The organism is Micromonospora sp. ATLC16 (genome assembly GCF_057196645.1).
Window position 1 is genome coordinate 1 of sequence record NZ_JBXUOW010000032.1, and the last position, 19,496, is coordinate 19,496.

Genomic DNA, 19,496 nt, shown 5'->3' on the forward strand with positions numbered 1-19,496 from the left:
GCCCGGCGGCACGCGGCAGCGGCCGAGCTGGCCCGCCTGGCCGCCGCCGGGGTGTCCGGCGCGCACCCCGACGACTGGTGGGGGCTGCGGGCGCTCTCCGACGACCGGCCGCTGGTCGACGACGGCGAGCCGGTCCGGGTGACCCCGTCCGGGATGGAGAGCGCGCTGCGGTGCAGCCTGCGCTGGCTGCTGGAACGGCATGGCGGCAGCGCACCGGCCAGCACCGCGCAGGGCGTCGGCAACCTGGTGCACGCGGCGGCGATGCTGGCCGAGGACGCCCGCGCCGACCGGGAGACACTGCTGGAGTACGTGGCCGCCCGCTTCGACGCCATCGAGCTGGCGGCGCGCTGGATGGTCGGTCCGGAGCAGGCCCGCGCCGAGGCGATGGTCGACAAGCTGCTGCGCTGGCTGGCCGCCAACCCGCGCCGGCTGCTCGCCATCGAACAGGAGTTCGCGGTACGCCTCGACGACCCGACCCGGCCGGTCGAGCTGACCGGCCGGGTCGACCGGTTGGAGATCGACGCGAACGGCCGGTTGGTGGTGGTCGACCTGAAGACCGGCAAGTCCACCGTGGTCACCGAGAGTGAGGTGGCCGAGCATCCCCAGCTGGGTGCATATCAGGCCGCGGTGGAGGCCGGTGCGTTCGCCGAGTTCGGCGACGAACCCGGTGGCGCGGCACTGGTGCAGCTCGGCACCGGCGCCAAGGATGCCCGCGAGCAGGCCCAGCCGCCGACCACCGACGGCCCGGAGGCCGGCTGGGCGACCGCGCTGGTGCGCCGTACCGCCGACACGATGGCCGCCGCCACCTTCGCGGCGGTCGCCAACTCGAAGTGCCGGGTCTGCCCGGTGCGCAGCAGCTGCCCGGTCTCCGGTCAGGGCCGGCAGGTGGTCGAGCCGTGACCCAGCCCACCCTGTTCGAGCCGGTCCCACCGGCACCCCGCGCGGCCGAAGCCGGCCCGCGGTACACACCTGTGGAACTGGCGAAGCTGCTCCGCCTGCCGGCGCCCACCCGGGAACAGGCGGCGATCATCGCCGCGCCGGTGGAGCCGCTGCTGGTGGTCGCCGGTGCGGGCTCGGGCAAGACCGAGACGATGGCCGCCCGGGTGGTGTGGTTGGTGGCCAACTCGTACGTCCGGCCGGAGCAGGTGCTCGGCCTCACCTTCACCCGCAAGGCTGCCGGTGAGCTGGCGCACCGGGTCCGCATCCGGCTCGATCAGCTGGTCCGCCGGCTGGGCCGCCGCGAACGCAACCCGCTCGACGATCCCCTCGCCGGTGAGCCGACCGTGGCCACCTACCACTCGTACGCCGGGCGGATCGTCACCGAGCACGGCCTGCGCGCCGGCTACGAGCCCTCCACCCGGCTGCTGACCGAGGCGTCCCGCTGGCAGCTGGTCGACCTGATCGTGCGCAACTACGACGGTGACATGTCCGAGGTGGACCGGATGCCGAGCACCGTCACCGACGCGGTGCTCGCGCTCGCCGGCGAGCTGGACGAGCACCTGGTCGAACCGGACGAGCTGGCCGCCTGGACCGGCCGGTTCTTCGCCGACGTGCAGTCACGCCCGGGTCGGGTCTACGCCGGGGTACGCAAGGCCCTCGCTCTCCAGCAGGCCCGGCTGAAGCTGTTGCCGCTGGTGCGCGGGTACGCCCGCCGGAAGGACGATTTCGAGGCGATGGACTTCGCCGACCAGCTCGCTCGGGCGGCCCGGGTCGCCCGGGACCATCCCGGCGTCGGTGAGATCGAGCGCAGTCGCTACCGGGTGGTGCTGCTCGACGAGTACCAGGACACCAGCCATGCCCAGGTGGTGCTGCTCAGAGCGTTGTTCGGCGGCGGTCATCCGGTGACCGCGGTGGGTGATCCCTGCCAGTCCATCTACGGCTGGCGGGGAGCCAGCGCCGGCACCCTCGACCGTTTTCCGACCGAGTTCGCCCGTACCGACGGCGGCCCGGCGCGGGTGCTCGGGCTGACCACCAGTTGGCGCAACCGGCCGGAGATCCTGGCGGTGGCGAACGCGCTGGCCGCGCCGCGGCGCGCGGCCGGGGCCCGGGTGCCCGAGCTGCACGCCGCGCTCGGTGTCGACGAGCCGATCCCGCATCGCAGCCCGCGCGGCGCCGCCGCCGGCACGGTGCACTGCGCGCTGCTGCCGACCTACGCCGACGAGGCCGACTGGATCGCCGACAGCCTGCTGGCCGCCTGGCGCGGGGCGGCCGGCACACCGGGTGTGTTGCCCGAGCACATCCCCGTGACGCGACGCCCGACCACGGCGGTGCTGGTCCGGCTGCGCAGCCAGATCCCGGCGATCGCCGCCGCGCTGCGCGAGCGCGGCCTGCCGGTCGAGGTGGTCGGACTCGGCGGCCTGCTGGACACCCCCGAGGTACGCGACGTGGTCTGCACCCTGCGGGTGCTGGCCGACCCGACCGACGGGGCGGCGTTGCTGCGCCTGCTGACCGGTGCGCGGTGGCGGATCGGGCCACGGGACCTGGTGGCGCTGCATCGCCGGGCCAGCGCCATCGCGTCGGCCCGCCGTCGACTCGCCGACGACGACGCTCCGGAGGTCAGCCCCGATCGCCTCGACGAGGCGACCCTGGTGGAAGCGCTTGCCGACCTGGGTCCGGCGCAGGCGTACTCGGCCGAGGGGTATGCGCGGCTGCGCGTGTACGCCCGGGAACTGGGCCTGCTCCGCTACCGGCTGGACCAGTCCCTGCCGGAACTGATCGCGGACGTGGAGCGGACCACCGGGCTGGACGTGGAGGTGGCGGTGCGGGCCGGCCGCGACGGTGCCGGTGACGCCGGCCTGGCCCGTGGCCACCTGGATGCGTTGGGTGACGTGGCCGCCCGGTTCAGCGGGGAGTCACCGGCCGCCACGCTCGCCGGCTTCCTGGCCTATCTCGCCGCCGCCGAGGACGAGGAGCGCGGTCTCGCGCCGGGCGAGGTCGAGGTGGTCGAGGGGGCGGTGCAGATCCTCACCGCACACGCCGCCAAGGGGCTGGAGTGGGACGTGGTGGCGGTGGCCGGGCTGAGCCGTGGCGGGTGGCCGGGGCCGGTCCGCAACTCGGACCACTGGCTGGGCGGTCTGGGCATGCTGCCGTTCCCGCTGCGTGGTGACGCCGACGGGCTGCCCGAGTTGGCCCTGGCCGAGGCGGACGACCAGCGCGGCGTGGCCCGGGCGGTGGAGGACTTCACCGATGCCTGGCGGGCCCACGACGAGCGGGAGGAACGACGGCTGGCGTACGTGGCGGTGACCCGGCCTCGGCGGCTGCTGCTCTGCTCCGGGCACTGGTGGGGTGAGGGCACCAAGCGACCGCGCGGCCCGTCGGCGCTGCTCCGCGAGGTGCACGATGCCTGCCTGGACGGCGGTGCCGGTCATCTGGTCGACGAGTGGGCTCCGGAGCCGGCGCCGGACGCGGTGAACCCGACCACCGAGGTGGTCCTGCGGGCCGAGTGGCCGGCCGATCCGCTCGGCCCTCGCCGTCCGGTGCTGGCCGAGGCGGCGGCGCTGGTGCGCCGTCTCCTGACCGACGGTGACGGCGGGGACGGGCCGGACGCCGCGATCGGTGAGGATCCGGAGGTGGCCCGGTGGCGACGGGAGGCTGAGCTGCTGCTGGCCGAGCGGGCGGAGGTGAGCCGCCTCTCCGGCCCGATCGAGGTGTCGCTGCCCGAGCACCTGTCGGTGACGCAACTTGTCGCGTTGCGCCGGGATCCGGCCGGGCTGGCCCGGGCACTGCGTCGCCCGATGCCGACCGAGCCCAACCCGTACGCTCGCCGGGGCACCGCGTTCCACGCCTGGCTGGAGCAGCGGTTCGGCGCGGACCGGTTGCTCGACACCGACGAGCTGCCGGGGGCGGCGGACGCGGACGCGGCCCCGGACGAGGAACTGGCCGAGCTTCAGCGGCGCTTCCTGACGAGCGAGTGGGCCGACCGCACCCCGATCGAGGTGGAGGTGCCGTTCGCCACGGTCATCGGCGGTGTGGTGGTTCGTGGCCGGATGGATGCCGTGTTCCGTCGTCCGGGCGACCGTTTCGACGTGGTCGACTGGAAGACCGGCGCGCGACCGGACGGCACCGCCGCCGAGGTGGCTGCGGTGCAACTGGCGGTCTACCGGCTGGCCTGGGCGGAGCTGGCCGGTGTGCCGGTCGACCGGGTCGGTGCGGCGTTCCACTACGTGCGGGACGGGGTGACCGTCCGTCCGACGGACCTGCTGGACGTCGACGGACTGACCGTCTTGATCAGCTCGGTTCCCGAGTCGACATGAAGCACTGGCGTGCTGCCGGATCCGTGGTAGGGTTCCCCCGTTGCAGTTTCGGTTACCAGCTCTGTTTGCGCCTGGCGGAATGTGGCCCCAGGCGCTCTTTGTTATGTCCGGACTTCTCCGGGCGGGGCGACCAGCAGCGACAGGCGTTCCGGGCAGGTTCGCTCGGGACATTCCTCTTTCAACTCCGCAACAGGTGCGGAGTTGACGTTCCGTCAAGGAGACGAAACAAGCATGGCTATTGGCACCGTCAAGTGGTTCAACGCTGACAAGGGCTTCGGCTTCATCACCCCGGACGGCGGCGGCGCGGACGTCTTCGCCCACTTCTCGGCGATCCAGTCCTCCGGCTACCGCAGCCTCGACGAGAACCAGCGGGTGGAGTTCGAGGTCGTGCAGGGCCAGAAGGGCCCGCAGGCGGAGAACATCCGTCCGCTCTGACCTTTCGGTCACCCGGTGTCGGCCGGGTCGCCGCCGTGCACTGCGCACGGCGGCGGCCCGGCCGTCCGTGTTCCTGCCCGGGTCGACATCCCCGGCCGGTTCCGGTTCGCGCCTTCCGGCTCGCACCGAGCAGGGCCGCTGAGTCGGCAATCAGCCGATCGACCGTCGGATGGGCGACTGTCTTCCTGATCCGGCTCGACAACCCTGACTGCGGGGAGGAGCCGGGGGCTCCTGATCGGGTACGGGGGAGGAGGACCGTGGTGGGCTCGGCGACGCGTGAGCTGCTCCTGGTGATCGCGGTGGCGGCCGTCGGGCTGCTGCTGGCCACGGCCGTGACGTTCGCACCCTGGCCGGTCACGCCGGGCGGGTTCGCTCCGTCCGGCCTGGTGGAGCTGCGCGGGCCGGCACCGACTGAGCACACCGGCAGCGCGTCCGGCTGACGGCACGCGGCGCTTCGGTCGGGTCTGGGCGTGGACCCGACGGCGGTGCGCTTCCTTGCACGCCGGCACCGGCGGGCGCGCCGAGACGTTAGGGTCGGATCCGTGTCGACCCGCAGAGCGAGAATCCCAGCGACGAGGTATCCGGTCGAACGGTTCACCCTCGACAACGGCCTACGGGTCGTCCTGACCCCCGATCGCAGCGCCCCGGTCATCGGGGTGGCGGTCGTCTACGACGTCGGCATCCGTTCCGAGCCAGAGGGGCGGACGGGCTTCGCCCACCTCTTCGAGCACCTGATGTTCCAGGGCTCGGAGAATCTGGAGAAGCTGGCCCACTTCCGGCATGTGCAGGGCGCCGGTGGCACCTTCAACGGCTCCACCCATCTGGACTACACCGACTACTTCGAGACCCTGCCGAGCAACGCTCTGGAACGGGCGCTGTTCCTGGAGGCCGACCGGATGCGCGGCCCTCGGTTGACCGAGGAGAACCTGCGCAACCAGGTCGACGTGGTCAAGGAGGAGATCCGGGTCAACGTGCTCAACCGGCCGTACGGTGGGTTTCCCTGGTTGACCCTGCCGCCGGTGCTGTTCGACACCTTCCCCAACGCCCATGACGGGTACGGCTCCTTCGATGATCTGGAGTCGGCCACCGTCGCCGACGCCGCGGACTTCTTCCGGCACTACTACGCCAGCGGCAACGCGGTGCTCGCGGTCAGCGGGGACATCGACACCGCCGAGGCCGTCACGCTGATCGAGCGGCACTTCGGTGACGTACCGGCCCGTCCGGCGCCCGACCGGCCGGACTTCGCCGAGCCGGACCTGACCGTCGAGCGGCGCACCGAGTACACCGACAAGTTGGCTCCGCTGCCGGCGGTGGCGTCGGCATGGCGGGTACCGGACCCGATCGGCGACTTCGCCGCCTACCTGCCGTACGTGGTGCTGGCCGAGGTGCTCACCGACGGTGACGCGTCGCGGTTGGTGGAGCGGTTGGTGCGCCGGGACCGCTCGGTGACCAGCGTCGGTGGCTACCTGGGTTTCATGGGCGACCCATTCGACGTACGCGATCCGACCGCGTTGCTGCTCCAGGTGCACCTGCCGCCCGGCGGTGACGTGGACAAGGTGCTGCGGACCCTGGACGAGGAACTGGACCGGCTCGCCCACGACGGGCTCGGCGGCGGCGAACTGGCCCGTACCCAGGCGCGGATGGCCACCCACCTGCTGCGGGAGACCGATGCGGTGCTCGGCCGGGCGCTGGGCATGGCGGTGCTGGAGCAGCAGCGCGGTGAGCCGGGGCTGCTCGGTGAGCTGCCCAGCCTGATCGGTGAGGTCACCGACGAGCAGGTCCGGGCTGCCGCGGCCACCCTGCGCCCGGAGCGCCGCGCCTCCATCGAGGTCCTCCCCGGAGGTGAATCCCGGTGAGTGCGAGGAGTGAGCCGGTGTTGCGAGCCCCGCAGTCACGAACGGAAGGTGGGTCCCGGTGAGTGCGAGGAGTGAGCCGGTGTTGCGAGCCCCGCAGTCACGAACGGAAGGTGAACCCCGGTGAGTGCGACCGTACCGCGACGACAGTTGCCGCCGCTGGGACCGACCCGCCGGCTCAAGCTGCCCCGGCAGGCCGAGCGCACGCTCGGCAACGGGCTCACCGTCATCGTGGTGCGCCGGCCGGCGGTGCCGTTGGTGGAACTGCGACTCTGGATGCCCTTCGGACGGGCCCACCTGGCCCGGGGCCACCTGCTCACGCAGACCCTGCTCGCCGGCACCGAGACGATGAACAGCGTGCAGATCGCTGCCGAGTTGCAGAAGATCGGCGGCGGGCTCTCGGCCGGGCTCGACCCGGACCGGCTGATGATCTTCGGCACCGGTCTGGCCACCGGGCTGGACCGGATGCTGGAGATTCTCGCCGAGGTCGTCACCGGTGCGAACTACCCGGCCGGGTGGGTGGGCGTCGAGCGGGGTCGGCTCGTCGACGGCATCAAGGTAGCTCGGAGCCAACCAGCGCACCTGGCCCGTACGGCACTGCTCCGGCGGATCTTCGACGGTCACCCGTACGCCCTGCAGACACCGAACCCGGAGCAGGTCGCCGCGGTCCGCCCGGCGGCGTTGCGGTCGCTGCACGCCCAGCGGGTGCATCCGGCTGGTGCGGTCCTCGTGCTGGTCGGCGATCTGCGCCCGGAGCGGGCGTTGGACGCGGCCGAGAAGGCCCTCGGTGGCTGGAACGGTGCCGGGCACCCGACCGACGTGCCGCCCGCCCCGCCGCTGGAACCGGGTCCGCTGCTGCTCGTCGACCGACCCGGGTCGGTGCAGTCGTCGATGCGGGTGGCGTTGCCGGCGGTGCCGCGTACCCATCCCGACCACGCCGCCTTGCAGTTGGCGAACTTGATCTTCGGCGGTTACTTCTCGTCGCGGTGGGTGGAGAACATCCGGGAGGACAAGGGCTACACCTATGGTCCGCACTCGTTGATCGAGCACGCGGTGGCCGGCTCGGTGCTGGTGGCCGCCGCCGAGGTGGCCACCGAGGTGACGGCGCCGGCGTTGCTGGAGACGAGCTACGAGCTGGGCCGGCTCGCCACCGTGCCGCCCGCCCCGGAGGAGCTGGAACAGGCCCGGCAGTACGCCCTCGGCACGCTCCAGCTCGGCATCTCCACTCAGGCCGGGCTGGCTTCGCTGGTCAGCGCGTACGCCGGCAACGGGCTGCGGTTGGACTTCCTGGCCGAACACGCGGCCCGGCTGACGAAGGTGGGCATCGACGACGTCATCGAGGCGGCGGCTCGCTATCTCGCGCCCTCCCGAGCTGTCACGGTCGTGCTCGGCGACGCCGAGCGGATCGCCGCGCCGCTGGCCACGCTGGCGCAGGTCGAGACCGTTCCTGTCCCGTGACGAGCGTGCGTCGTGGTGTCGCGGCGCCACACGCCGGCCGGCGTCCCGGTGGAGCGTCGCGGTGAGGGGCTGCGGGAACAGCAGCCCGCCGCTGGCCCGGTCCACGCTGAATCGTGCGGCGCACCGGCGTACCGATCCGCAGTGGCTGGCGCAGGCGTGGGCCGGGGCGCGGGTGCTGGTCCTGGACGTCGAGGCGGGTGGGCGGGCCCTGGTGCGTACCGACACCGCCGAGCCGGAACTGGTGTTGGTGGCCGCCGGCGACCTGCCGCCGGCCCTCGCCGCCGGCGCGATGTTCCTCGGCGTCGAGCCGGACGGGACGCCGGTCTTCTGTGTGCACGGCACCCTGCCGACGGTGCCGGAGACCCGACCGGCGCAGCTGCGGAACATGGGACACCTGCTCAGCGACCGAGATGCCGGACTGTTCACCACCGCGCTGGCGTTGACCAACTGGCACCTGCGGCATCTATACCACCCGGTGACCGGTGAGCCCACCCGGGCGGACGAGGCCGGCTGGATCCGGGTGGACCCGACCGGCGAGCGGGTGTGGCCGCGTACCGACCCGGCGATGATCGTGCTCGTGCACGACGATATCGACGGTGGCGAGGGCCGGTGCCTGCTCGGCAACAACGCCACCTGGCCCAGTACGAAGCACGGGCGACGGTTCTCCTGCCTGGCCGGCTACCTGGAGCCGGGGGAGTCGGCCGAGGCGGCGGTGCTGCGCGAGGTCCGCGAGGAGGTCGGCGTCGAGGTCTCCGACATCAGGTACGCGGGCAGCCAGGCTTGGCCGTTCCCCGGCTCGCTGATGCTCGGCTTCCTGGCCACCGCCGACCCGGGGCACCCGCTGCGGCTGGATCCGGCTGAGATCGCCGAGGCCCGCTGGTTCTCCCGGCAGGAGATCGAGGCGACGCTCGCCGGCCGGCCGGTCGAGGTGGGCGGTGTCCGTCTGCTGCTGCCACCCCCCTCGTCGATCGCGCTGTTTCTGGTGCACCGCTGGCTCGACGGGCACTGCTGAGGGGCGATCCGGAGTGCGGCCCCGGTCCGTGACCGTCGTTGCCGCGGCGGTCACGGACCGGAGACAGGGGCCGTCGTGGTCGGCTGGGTGAGGAACTCGGCGGGGGAGCCGGTCGACCACGACGGACGGGTGGTGGTTCAGGTGCCGGGCCAGGCGGGGGCGGCTCGTTGGTGGCCTACGTCGTTCAGCGGCAGTACCTTGACTCGCTGCTTGCCGGAGCGTACGGAGCCCACGGTGGCGATCGCGCGGGCCAGCAGCAGCGCGGCGTCGCGGTCGTCGGCGTGGACGACCGTGGAAGTTCCACGTCACTGTTCCGTCATCGTACGCCCGACGCCTGTCCCGGCAAGTGAAACGCGCCTGTCGGTCCGCAGACCCGACCGATCATCCGATCCCTGCTCAGCGTCGATGCGGGACAGACGACAACGGGGCCGCCGGCTGAGCAAGCCGGCGGCCCCGCGGGCGTCCGCGCTAGCGGTTGTCGAACTGACCGTCCCTGGCACCGGAGATGAAACCCTGCCATCCCGTCCGGCCGAACAGCAGCACCGGGCCACCCCGGTCCTTGCTGTCGCGCAGCGCCACCGCGGCCGGGCCGTTGGACAGCGGTGCGACCTCCACACAGTTGGAGGTCTGGCTGCGCGTACTGGTGCGCCAGGGTGCGTCCGCGAGCTGGGCGAGGACGGACGGCGTGTTGCGGAACTCGTTCATCGTTGCGCTCCTGAGGTGAACCGATGGACCGAGTGGCACCGCACCTCCCGACGGCGGGCCGGTGCTGGTCACCGTTCCTTCAGGCGCCCGGAGGGGCTGCGGCGTTGAGCCGGCGCCGTTGCCGGACCACCCGCCACAGTGGGCGGGATCACCGCGCCGGACAGCCGTCCCGACGAATCCATCAGCCAGGAGAGGGTGTCCGTTGCGGAGAGTGCCGCCGTGCATAGCCACTCGAACACCACTTTATAGCGATTTAGAGTGATTACCTCGGTCGACATGACGTCGGTGAAGCCACCTTCGATGGCGAGCGTCTCCGGATCGAGGGGGTCGGCGAACCGATAGACCGAGAACGCGGTCGGCGGGAGGTACCACTGACCGATCGGCGTGTCCCGGGGCAGCACGTGCAGCTTGACGTTCGGCAGCATGGCCAGCTCGCAGAGCTGCGCCAACTGCTCGCGGAGCACCTCCGGTGGTCCGGCCCGGCGACCGAGCGCGGACTCTTCCAGCACCGCGGTGTAGCGGGGTGGGTCGGTCTCCCGGGTGAGTGCCGACTGGCGCGCCAATCGGGCTCTGATCTCCGTCTCGATCTCGTCCTCGGCCTCCGGGGCGCCGGCCGCCTGGTCTACCTGCCAGGCCGAGGAGATCCGCATCCGCGCGTACCCGGTGGTCTGCAACAAACCCGGTACCAGCACCGGGTTGTACTCGGAGATCTCAGCGCAACCCGCCTCCAGCTCGGCGAAGCCGCGCTGCTGTTGCGTCATCGCCGGATATCGCTTCAACCAACCACGCATGTCGCCGGCTTCGTGGGTGAAGCTGAGCAGCTCCAGCCGGACGGTGTCGTCGACGTGGTAAAGGTCGAGCAGATCCTGGACATCGGCCGGATCGGGGCGGCTGCGACCGTTCTCCAGGCGGGACAGTTTGGAGGCGGAAGCCCAGCCGACGCGTTCGATGACCTGGTCGCCGGTGAGCCCGGCAGCCTCGCGCAAGCGGCGCAGTTCGCCGCCGAGCCGGCGGCGGCGCAGGATCGGGCTGGGTGCGGCAGGAGGCACAGTGTCCTCTTTTCCGTCGACCGCCGCAGACGCGACGGTAACTGTATGAAATTCGCCCCCCACGGCCAGTATGGACGTCGCGCCCTCCGTCGGAGGTGCCGGCGGAGGGCGTGTCACCAGAAATACGCAGACCCGACAGCGACTTTGGTCGGCGCGATCCGCGCGTCGCCGGCCCCGCCGAAGCCGCCCGCCGTCCCGAGTCGCGCCACCGGAGGATCAATGCGCACCGTCCTGAATCGCCCGGACTTCCGTCTGCTCTTCGGTGGGCTGTCGGCCAGCATGGCCGCCGAGTCGATCCTGCTGCTGGCGCTCGCTGTGTGGGTGAAGGACCTCACCGGATCGGACGGCCTCGCCGGCGCCACGATCTTCGTCATCCTCGCGCCACGCGTGCTGGCGCCGCTGGTCGGCTGGTTCGTCGACCGGTGTCCGCGGCGTTCCCTCTTCGTGGTCACCAACCTCGCGACGGCGCTGCTGCTCACCCCGCTCTTCGCGGTCCGTGACGCGGGCGACATGTGGATCATTTACGCGGTGGCCGCGCTGTACGGGCTGTCGAACCTGACCGTCGGCGCGGTGCTCAGCCGGCTGGTGCGGGAACTGCTGCCGCCGGACCTGCTCGGCGAGGCCAACGGGGCGTTGCAGACGGCACGGCAGGGACTGCGGTTGATCGGCCCGCTCGCCGGTGCCGGCCTCTACGTGGCGTTCGGCGGCTGGCTGCTGGCCCTGGTGGGAATGGTCGGATTCCTGATCGCCGCCGTGGTGGTCGGCGCGCCGCGGCCGGCCGCTGCGACCGGTACGTCGCTTGCGCCGCCCGTTCCGCCCACGTCAGGCAGCTCGCCGACGCCGCACGAGTCGTCCGGCGTGTCGGCCGGTGGCTCCGGGGACCGAACGCGCTGGCTGCGGGAGTTGGTCGCCGGGCTCCGCCACCTCGCGGCCGAGCCGGCATTGCGGCGGGCGCTGCTCGGCTACGGTCTCGGTTCGCTGGTGATGGGCTTCACCGAGTCGTTGATCTTCGCGTACGTCGACCGGGGGCTCGGGCGGGAACCGGCGTTCGTCGGCGTGCTCTTCACCGTGCAGGGCATCGGTGGCCTGGTGGGTGGGCTGCTCTCCGCCGCCGTGCTGCGGCGGGTCGGTGAGCTGGGTGCCCTGGCTCTCGGAGTGGCGCTCTTCGGACCTGCCGCGCTGATGTTGGCGTACCCAAATCTGTGGCTCGGCCTCGCCGCGGTGCTGGTGGCGGGCCTGTCGCTGCCGCTGACCCTGGTCGGGCTGCACACCCTGATCCAGCGACGGACCCCACCGGAGCTGCTCGGCCGGGTGGCCGCCGCCGCCGAGGCGGCGGTCAGGTGCCCGCAGGCGCTCTCGATCGGCATGGGTGCGCTGGTCGTCGCCCTGCTCGACTACCGGCTGGTCTTCGCGTCGGTCGGCCTGGCGACCCTGCTCGCCGGCAACTACCTCTGGCGTGGCCGCCGGCTGAGTCCACCACCCGGGCCGCCGGTGCGGCTCCCGGTTCCCGCCCAACGCCGGGCACCCGAGGCCGAGGTCGGTGCCCTCGCCCGAACCCCCGACCCCGTCCAACCCAGTTGACCGTGAAGTTTGTCGCCCAGGTAGGCGCCTACCTGGGCGACAACTTCATGATCGGCGCGGAAGAGGCGAGGGGAGCGCGGGAAGTGTGCCGGTGCGATCAGGCGGCGATGCTCGCCAGGTGCTGCTTGACCTGGTTGATCGACGGGTTGGTCAGCGCGCTGCCGTCGGCGAAGCGCAGCGTGGGCACCGTCTGGTTGCCGCCGTTGACCTGCATCACGAACGTCGCGGCCGCCGGATCCCGCTCGATGTCGACCACCTGGTAGGCGATCCCCTCCCGGTCCAGCTGCGACTTCAGCCGGTGACAGTAGCCGCACCAGGGAGTGGAATACATCGTCAGCATGGTGAGATCCTCCAACGTCGCGCCCGATGGCTTGCCGATCAAGCACAGGCTATCCGCTGCAACGTCCGGGGAAGCTGCGACAATTCCCCGCTGTGGTGGTTAACTCCGCGTCCGAACGCGTGCTCGCCGGGCTCGATCCGGAGCAACGCGCGGCGGTGACCGCCCCGGCCGGCCCGGTCTGCGTGCTCGCCGGTGCCGGTACCGGCAAGACCCGGGCCGTCACGTCCCGGATCGCGTACCGGGCGCTGACCGGTGAGATCTCGGCCCGGCATGTGCTCGCGGTCACCTTCACCGCCCGGGCCGCCGCGGAGTTGCGTCAGCGGCTCGTCGTGGCCGGCGTGGCCAGCGTGCAGGCACGCACCTTCCACGCGGCGGCGCTGCGGCAGGTGCGTTACTTCGCACCACGGCTGCTCGACGGTCGGGCGATGCCCGAGCTGCTGGACAGCAAGGTCCGGTTGGTCACTCTCGCCGCGGCGCGAGCCGGCCTACGGGCCGACCGGACCGCGGCCCGCGACCTCGCCGGTGAGATCGAATGGGCCAAGTCCTCCCTCGTCGAGCCGGGTGAGTACGTGGTGGCCGCCGCCAAGGCGCTGCGGGAGACCTCGCACGAGCCGGCGAAGGTGGCGGAGGTGTTCGCCGCGTACGAGCGGCTCAAGCGGACCGGCGGAGTGATCGACTTCGAGGACGTGCTGCGTGCCGCGGTCTGGGGGATCGAGGAGCATCCGGACGTCGCCGAGCAGGTCCGTAACCAGTACCGGCACTTCGTCGTCGACGAGTACCAGGACGTCAACCCGTTGCAGCAGCGGCTGCTGGACGCCTGGCTCGGCGGACGGGACGACCTGACCGTGGTCGGCGACGCCTCCCAGACCATCTACTCGTTCACCGGGGCCACCTCGGCGTACCTGGTCGACTTCCCGCGTCGGCATCGGGCGGCGACCGTGGTCCGACTGGTCCGCGACTACCGGTCGACGCCGCAGGTGGTCGGGCTCGCCAACGCGGTCATCTCGCAGGCGCGGGGCACCGAGGCGCGGCTGCGCCTGGAACTGGTCGGGCAGCAGCCGGCCGGCCCGGAGCCGGAGCGGCGGATCTTCACCGACGAGCCGGCCGAGGCCGCCGCGGTCGCCGCCCGCTGTCGGGCGCTGATCGACGCCGGTACCCCGGCCCGCGAGATCGCCGTGCTGTTCCGCACCAACGCGCAGTCCGAGGCGTACGAGAAGGCGCTCGCCGAGGCCGGCGTGCCCTACCAGGTCCAGGGGGCGGAGCGGTTCTTCGAACGCGCCGAGGTGCGCCAGGCGATGGTCGCGCTGCGCGCGGCGACCCGGTCGCTGCCGGGTGAGACCCCGCTGCGGGCAGCGGTGGTCGAGGCGCTGGCCGGCGTCGGATGGGCACCCGATGCTCCCCCGGCGGGGGGTGTCGCCCGGGAGCGGTGGGAGGCACTGGCCGCGCTGGTGCAGCTCGCCGAGGAGTACGCGGCCACCCCGGAGATCCTGCCGCTGGGTGTGGCCGCCACGGTGGAGCGTCCGGTCACCCTGACCGACTTCACCGAGGAACTGGCCCGGCGGGCGGCCCAGCAGCACGTACCGACCGTGGACGGCGTGACGCTGGCCTCCCTGCACTCCGCCAAGGGGCTGGAGTGGGACGCGGTCTTCCTGGTCGGCCTGGCGGAGGGCACCCTGCCCACCACGTACGCGCGTACCACCGAGCAGGTCGAGGAGGAACGCCGGCTGCTCTACGTCGGTATCACCCGGGCCCGCCAGTGGCTCTGGCTGTCGTACGCCTCGACGCGTTCACCGGGCGGCCGGCCCCGGCGACCGAGTCGATTTCTGCCGCAACTCGCGCCCGCCGGCGCGACGGAGCGGGTTGACGCGGGACGGCCGGGGCGGGCCCCGCAGCGGCGGCCCGCCACCCGGATCGTGTCCTGCCGGATCTGCGGCACGACCCTGCTCGCCGGGCCGGACCGCAAGCTGGGCCGGTGCGCCACCTGTCCGTCCGACATCGACGACGAGTTGCACGAGCGGCTGCGCGAGTGGCGGTCTCGGGTGGCCGGCACGCAGAAGGTGCCCGCGTACGTGGTGTTCACCGACGCGACGCTGGTGGCACTGGCCGAGCGGCGGCCGGGCCGGGCCGAGGAGCTGGTCGCGATCGCCGGGATCGGACCGCGCAAACTGGGCCTGTACGGGGAGGCGGTGCTGGCGTTGGTGGGGGGCGCGACCGTCGATGAAATCTGCCCGCAGAAAACTTTCTGAATCCGACCGTTAATTCGTTTGCCCTCGCCCCACCAGCCGGCATAGCCTCAGGGCACACCTCGGAAGGGGCCCTGTTCGGGCTGCTCACGGGGTCTGTTTCCGGGTCGACCACGAGTGAACGTCAAGGAGGTGGCACCGATGGAGAGCTACATCTACCAGCGTCCGACGGCGCTGCCCGTTGCCGTCGCTCCGCTGTCGGCTGCCCTGACGGCCGCCGCTCCGCTGGCGGAAGTCCGGGCCACCGCCGTCGCTGCGCGACCGTGGGCTCCGCAGGTGCACCGGGCCGAGATTCAGGCCGAGCTGATCAACGCACCGGTCACGAACGGGCTCCAGGGGAGCAGTGGCTTCACGGGCAAGGGCGTCGATGGCGTCAACAAGCGGATGGACCTCCGCGGTGTTCCACCTCGAGGTAGACCGGTCTGACCACAGACCACCGGCTCACCTCGAGGCCGCGGAACCCGCACACCGGGATCCGCGGCCTCAGTTTTTTTGCACCGCCGAAGTACGTCGCAACAGCGATCTACGAGATCGCAGTGAGAGAGAGGTGACCGGGCGATGAGTCTGGCGTTGGCCCCACTCGACGTGAGCGTCGAGGTGGAGGCGAACCTGCCCTGCCGGAAGTTCGACCCCGACCTGTGGTTCTCCGACTCGCCTACCGAGCTGGAACTGGCCAAGTCGCTCTGCGGGGACTGCCCGCTGCGCGTCGAGTGCCTGGCCGGCGCGGTCGAGCGGGCCGAGCCGTGGGGCGTCTGGGGTGGCGAGATCTTCGAGCGTGGCGCGGTCGTTCCGCGCAAGCGGCCCCGTGGTCGCCCGCGCAAGGAGGACCTTGCCCGTGACGCCGAGTTGCGGGTCGAGGCCGAGGCGCGGCTGGCGGCCAATGGTCTCGCCGCGTCGCGCAGCGCTGTCCGGCTGGCGGCCTGACATGTTCCCGATTCAGACCGACCCCGCCGGTGTCGCGCCGGCCGAGAGAAAGCTGACCACCGTGTTGCACCTTCCGAACGGAGCCGAGATGCACCTACTCCACGAAGCGTTGTCGAGGGCTCGAATGCTCCGGCCTCAGGCCGGTCGCACCACCACGAGCACTGAGGCAACCCGATCCGCCCGTACGATCGCCATGATCGGCCGCGCCCGGTCAGCTCGCGAACTGGGCGTTCTCTAGGACGAACACGCAGACGGCGGGCGGGGACCTTTCGGCCCCGCCCGCCGCGTCGCGTCCGGGCTCAACCGATCGGGGCGAATCCCGGTAGCCAGCGCTCCAGGATGCCCCGGTAGGGGGCCTTGGCCTCCAGCTGGCAGAGCACCCCGATCGACCCGAGCGTCACCCGGTGGATGAGCAGGTAGGACGGCGGCAGGTTGAGCTGTCGGCTGAACTGGTACGCCGGGGAGCGGGGGCTGGCCAGCTGGGCCGCTTCGGCACGCAGCCAGGCCCGGGTGAATCGGAACTCGTCGGCGGCGATCGGCTCCAGCATCGGACGCAGGAACTCCAACAGGGCGTGCGCGTCGATCGGCTCCGCGCCACTCACGAAGCCCTCGGCCCGCAGCCCGGCCTCCACCCCGTCGGCATCGCCGCGCAGGGCCAGCCCGGCGATGCGGCCGATCGGTTCCGGCGTACCCTCCGGCATCCGGGCCACCGCCCCGAAGTCGATCACGCCGAGCCGACCGTCGGGCAGCAGCCGGAAGTTTCCCGGATGTGGATCGGCATGCAACAGCCCGGCCCGAGCCGGCGCGGAGAGATGAAGGGTGGCCATCAGGCGGCCCGCCTCGTCGCGCTGCTCCTCGCTGCCGGACCGGATGATGTCGGCCAGCGGCCTGCCTTCGACCCACTCGGTCACCAGGACGCGGGACGAGGCGAAGCAGACCTCCGGTACGTAGATCTCCGGGTCGTCGGCGTACCCGGCGGCGAAGGCCCGCTGCGACTCCGCCTCCAACTCGTAGTCCAGTTCCTCGGTGATCCTCTCCCGCAGCTCGGCCAGGAGAGGCTTGATGTCCAGCCCCGGCTGGATGGCCCGGAACATGCCCCCGAGCCGGGAGAGCTGCTTCAGGTCGGCGAGCAGGGCATCTCCGGCGCCGGGATACTGGATCTTCACGGCGACGTCGCGGCCGGAACCGTCCGGTAGCCGCCAGACGGCCCGGTGCACCTGCCCGATGCTTGCCGCGGCGGCCGGGGAATCGTCGAAACTCACGAACCGGTCCCGCCAGGCTGGCCCCAGCTGCTCGGCCAGCACCTTGTGCACGCTGGCGGCGGGCAGCGGCGGCGCGGCCTCCTGGAGTTTCGTCAGCGCCTGCCGGTAGGGCGCGGCGACCTCCTCCGGGAGGGCGGCCTCGAACACCGACAGCGCTTGACCGAACTTCATCGCCCCGCCCTTGAGCTGGCCGAGGACGCTGAACAACTGCTCGGCCGTGCGTTGCTGGATCTCTGCGGAGATCACGTCGGAGGCGAGCCCGGTGACGCGCTTTCCCATGCCGAGGACGGTCCGTCCGGCGAAGCCGAGCGGCAGAGCGGCGAGCTTGGCGGTCCGGGACACGGCCCGGCGCGGGATGTCGGTCACTTGGTCATTGTTACCGACTCGGCAGGCCCGCTGCTGCCGTGCAGGCGCACCCGCTGCCGGCGCATCGGTCAGCCGCCGCATCGGCAGCGCGGGTGCGGCGGCCAGTAGCGCCGCCGGAGGCTGCCGGACGCCAACACCTCGACCGATCCGCCGAGGGTCTCGGGGGCGCCGCCGTCGAGGTGGCTCAACGCCTCACCGACGGCGAATCCGGTCGCCGCCAGCAGCAGACTCACGGCGCAGGCCGGGGTGGGCGGGGCGCTGGCGAGCTGGGCCGCGAGCGTCGGCCAGCCGGGGTCCCGGTCGGCCCGGTGCAGGTCAAGACAGCGCAGGCAGGGGCCGACCGGCGGGCGGACCATTGGTCCGACCGTCGGCATTCCCTCCCGGATGTCCACCAGCAGGTGCGGTTGTCGCCGTTGGGCGTGACCGGCGGCCAGCAGCGCTGCCGGCCGGTCACAGCCGAGTTGCACGACCAGGTCGGGGCGGGGCCGACGCAGCGGGCCGGTGCCGGTGCCCGGGGCGGCCCGCTGTACCGCGGCCCGGGCTGCGGCATCGAGCGGCCTGCCGATCTCCGCGGCGGCGATACCGGTGCCGACGAGATCTAGCGGACGAACCACCCCGGGCAATTCGGGGTGGACGTGGCCGACGCCCGCCTGGGCCAGTGCGACCGCGATGGCGGGGCCGAGTGGACCGCTGCCGGTGACCGTCACCCGGGCGGTCTGGCGGCGTCGGAGCACCTGGGCGGGGGTGCCCGGCAACCGGGCGGCGGCCAGCGCCAGCGCGCCGGCCTCGGCGGCGAGGCGGGTCCGTCGCGTTCCGGTGAGGTCCCGGGGTAGGAGGGTGTGCGCCGGCACCACCAGACCGGCGGTGCGCAGGGCATCGAGCAGAGCGCGGGCGTGTTCCGGGCGGACTTCCGTCCCGGCCAGCACCTGCCGTTCGCTGCGGGTACCGTCGAGCAGGTCGAGCAGCCGGGCCGCTCGGGGGTCGGCCACCTCGACCAGGACCGCCCGCTCCCGGCCGAGGCCGAGCTGAAGGGTGTGCCGGTCGCGCCAGAGACGGGTGAGCCCCGGTAGCAGGCGGGGACGGGGAGAAGGCGGCTGATCGGCGGTTCGCGTCATGAGCACGAATAGTGACCGCGTCCACGCTTTCCGTCGATCGTTGTCCACAGGTGGCCGGCTCCAGATCCAGGGCTGTCCACAGGCTTTGGCGAGTTATCCACAGCTCGCGGGTACTACTGTCGGTGGTCCGACAGTGACCCTGCACATGGGCGGGGGGGGGGGGGGGGGGGGGCCCCCCCCCCCCCCCCCGAATCCGGTACGCGTAGGTCAGACCTTCGCCTTGCCCAGGATGCGGTTCACTGTTGTGCCACATACCGGACACTTGCCCTTGGCCATGTTCATGCCGGTCTTCGAGACCTCGACACGGCCCTCGAAGTCCCGCTTCTCCTTGCACTTGACGCAGTAACCGTTGTAGGTCTGGGCCTGGTCGGCCACGGTGTGCCCTCCTCGTGTCGTCCACCGGTCGATAGCGACCCGGTGGGTCTCCCGGTGGCGGTCGCTCAGGGCGTCCGGCGCCGGTCCTGTCCGGCGGCCACCTACGTGACCGCCGGTTGGCGGACCCTACCCAGGTGTGGGCGGTTCCATGTCAGCTGCGCATTGCCCCTGTGAGCAAGGCGACGTCGAGAGTGTGCACGCCGAATTGCGTCAGATCGGTCAGTTTGCCGGGGACACGCCGACCAGCATCCCGCAATTGCGCTGGTGAGGGGGTCGAGCGGGGGCGTGGAACCCGGTTTGAACTGCGCAGCGATGATCACTTAGCGTGTTGCTGGCCAAGTGTGACACCTCGGCGGCCACCACGAAGGGTGACCGTGACGGCTGTCCCTGGTCTGGCAAGAAATTTTTCGGGACTCCTGGCGACCAATCCCCATTTTCCGGACGCGTGTCGGGGGGTTGACTCTTGCGGACCCCTGGTCACAACGCATTAGCTTGCCAACGTGACAGCAAACCGAGGCTGCGCGG

At 72.0% G+C, this 19,496-nt stretch carries 17 protein-coding genes; 11 read left to right on the forward strand and 6 right to left on the reverse strand.

Annotation, left to right across the window (positions count from 1 at the left end; translation table 11 throughout):
• The 7 genes from AC2CHE_RS15405 to nudC all read left to right on the forward strand — a co-directional run.
• Positions 1 to 900: RecB family exonuclease (locus AC2CHE_RS15405; RefSeq protein ID WP_484505577.1), on the forward strand; the 900-nt coding region annotated here is incomplete at its 5' end.
• A complete protein-coding gene (locus AC2CHE_RS15410; RefSeq protein ID WP_484505578.1) occupies positions 897 to 4,253 on the forward strand; it encodes an ATP-dependent helicase in 3,357 nt (1,118 codons plus the stop codon). The genes AC2CHE_RS15405 and AC2CHE_RS15410, both read left to right, overlap by 4 nt.
• A gap of 231 nt (positions 4,254 to 4,484) precedes the next feature.
• A complete protein-coding gene (locus tag AC2CHE_RS15415) occupies positions 4,485 to 4,688 on the forward strand; it encodes a cold-shock protein (RefSeq protein ID WP_013735772.1) in 204 nt (67 codons plus the stop codon).
• A gap of 260 nt (positions 4,689 to 4,948) precedes the next feature.
• Entirely contained in the window at positions 4,949 to 5,128 is a 180-nt protein-coding gene (locus AC2CHE_RS15420) for a hypothetical protein (RefSeq protein WP_484505579.1), read from the forward strand.
• 102 nt (positions 5,129 to 5,230) lie between these two features.
• A complete protein-coding gene (locus AC2CHE_RS15425) occupies positions 5,231 to 6,544 on the forward strand; it encodes a M16 family metallopeptidase (protein WP_484505580.1) in 1,314 nt (437 codons plus the stop codon).
• A 120-nt stretch (positions 6,545 to 6,664) separates the two neighbouring features.
• Positions 6,665 to 7,999: a M16 family metallopeptidase gene (locus AC2CHE_RS15430; RefSeq protein WP_484505581.1), complete on the forward strand. Its 1,335-nt coding sequence runs from the start codon at positions 6,665 to 6,667 to the stop codon at positions 7,997 to 7,999.
• A 61-nt stretch (positions 8,000 to 8,060) separates the two neighbouring features.
• Positions 8,061 to 9,011, forward strand: a complete 951-nt coding sequence (nudC, locus tag AC2CHE_RS15435) for an NAD(+) diphosphatase (protein WP_484505582.1) — start codon at positions 8,061 to 8,063, stop codon at positions 9,009 to 9,011.
• Between the two features lie 468 nt (positions 9,012 to 9,479).
• On the opposite strand, the gene AC2CHE_RS15440 is transcribed toward nudC, so the two are convergent.
• Positions 9,480 to 9,716: a DUF397 domain-containing protein gene (locus AC2CHE_RS15440; RefSeq protein ID WP_484505583.1), complete on the reverse strand. Its 237-nt coding sequence runs from the start codon at positions 9,714 to 9,716 to the stop codon at positions 9,480 to 9,482.
• A gap of 68 nt (positions 9,717 to 9,784) precedes the next feature.
• Entirely contained in the window at positions 9,785 to 10,765 is a 981-nt protein-coding gene (locus AC2CHE_RS15445) for a helix-turn-helix domain-containing protein (RefSeq protein ID WP_484505584.1), read from the reverse strand.
• A 219-nt stretch (positions 10,766 to 10,984) separates the two neighbouring features.
• On the opposite strand from AC2CHE_RS15445, the gene AC2CHE_RS15450 reads away from it, so the two are divergent.
• A complete protein-coding gene (locus AC2CHE_RS15450; RefSeq protein ID WP_484505585.1) occupies positions 10,985 to 12,346 on the forward strand; it encodes an MFS transporter in 1,362 nt (453 codons plus the stop codon).
• A gap of 97 nt (positions 12,347 to 12,443) precedes the next feature.
• Here AC2CHE_RS15450 and AC2CHE_RS15455 read toward each other — a convergent pair whose 3' ends face one another.
• Entirely contained in the window at positions 12,444 to 12,686 is a 243-nt protein-coding gene (locus AC2CHE_RS15455; RefSeq protein WP_281564608.1) for a mycoredoxin, read from the reverse strand.
• 92 nt (positions 12,687 to 12,778) lie between these two features.
• On the opposite strand from AC2CHE_RS15455, the gene AC2CHE_RS15460 reads away from it, so the two are divergent.
• From AC2CHE_RS15460 to AC2CHE_RS15470, 3 genes are all read left to right on the forward strand, one after another.
• The gene (locus tag AC2CHE_RS15460; protein ID WP_484505586.1) at positions 12,779 to 14,932 is read left to right on the forward strand and encodes an ATP-dependent DNA helicase UvrD2; all 2,154 of its coding nucleotides are present in this window, start codon (positions 12,779 to 12,781) and stop codon (positions 14,930 to 14,932) included.
• 138 nt (positions 14,933 to 15,070) lie between these two features.
• Entirely contained in the window at positions 15,071 to 15,355 is a 285-nt protein-coding gene (locus tag AC2CHE_RS15465; protein WP_484505587.1) for a hypothetical protein, read from the forward strand.
• 132 nt (positions 15,356 to 15,487) lie between these two features.
• Entirely contained in the window at positions 15,488 to 15,853 is a 366-nt protein-coding gene (locus AC2CHE_RS15470; RefSeq protein WP_099849908.1) for a WhiB family transcriptional regulator, read from the forward strand.
• A 299-nt stretch (positions 15,854 to 16,152) separates the two neighbouring features.
• Here AC2CHE_RS15470 and AC2CHE_RS15475 read toward each other — a convergent pair whose 3' ends face one another.
• From AC2CHE_RS15475 to AC2CHE_RS15485, 3 genes are all read right to left on the reverse strand, one after another.
• The gene (locus AC2CHE_RS15475) at positions 16,153 to 17,481 is read right to left on the reverse strand and encodes an ABC1 kinase family protein (RefSeq protein ID WP_484505588.1); all 1,329 of its coding nucleotides are present in this window, start codon (positions 17,479 to 17,481) and stop codon (positions 16,153 to 16,155) included.
• Positions 17,482 to 17,549: 68 nt separating this feature from the next.
• Positions 17,550 to 18,596, reverse strand: a complete 1,047-nt coding sequence (locus AC2CHE_RS15480) for a hypothetical protein (protein WP_484505589.1) — start codon at positions 18,594 to 18,596, stop codon at positions 17,550 to 17,552.
• A 207-nt stretch (positions 18,597 to 18,803) separates the two neighbouring features.
• The gene (locus AC2CHE_RS15485; protein ID WP_012014940.1) at positions 18,804 to 18,971 is read right to left on the reverse strand and encodes a DUF5679 domain-containing protein; all 168 of its coding nucleotides are present in this window, start codon (positions 18,969 to 18,971) and stop codon (positions 18,804 to 18,806) included.
• Positions 18,972 to 19,496: the final 525 nt, after the last annotated feature.

What these genes read in the sequence shown, in the direction of transcription:
- AC2CHE_RS15415 (WP_013735772.1), top strand. Translation starts at nt 4,485, where the DNA reads ATGGCTATTGGCACCGTCAAGTGGTTCAACGCTGACAAGGGCTTCGGC.
- AC2CHE_RS15440 (WP_484505583.1), bottom strand. Translation starts at nt 9,716, where the DNA reads ATGAACGAGTTCCGCAACACGCCGTCCGTCCTCGCCCAGCTCGCGGAC.
- AC2CHE_RS15450 (WP_484505585.1), top strand. Translation starts at nt 10,985, where the DNA reads ATGCGCACCGTCCTGAATCGCCCGGACTTCCGTCTGCTCTTCGGTGGG.
- AC2CHE_RS15455 (WP_281564608.1), bottom strand. Translation starts at nt 12,686, where the DNA reads ATGCTGACGATGTATTCCACTCCCTGGTGCGGCTACTGTCACCGGCTG.
- AC2CHE_RS15465 (WP_484505587.1), top strand. Translation starts at nt 15,071, where the DNA reads ATGGAGAGCTACATCTACCAGCGTCCGACGGCGCTGCCCGTTGCCGTC.
- AC2CHE_RS15470 (WP_099849908.1), top strand. Translation starts at nt 15,488, where the DNA reads ATGAGTCTGGCGTTGGCCCCACTCGACGTGAGCGTCGAGGTGGAGGCG.
- AC2CHE_RS15480 (WP_484505589.1), bottom strand. Translation starts at nt 18,596, where the DNA reads ATGACGCGAACCGCCGATCAGCCGCCTTCTCCCCGTCCCCGCCTGCTA.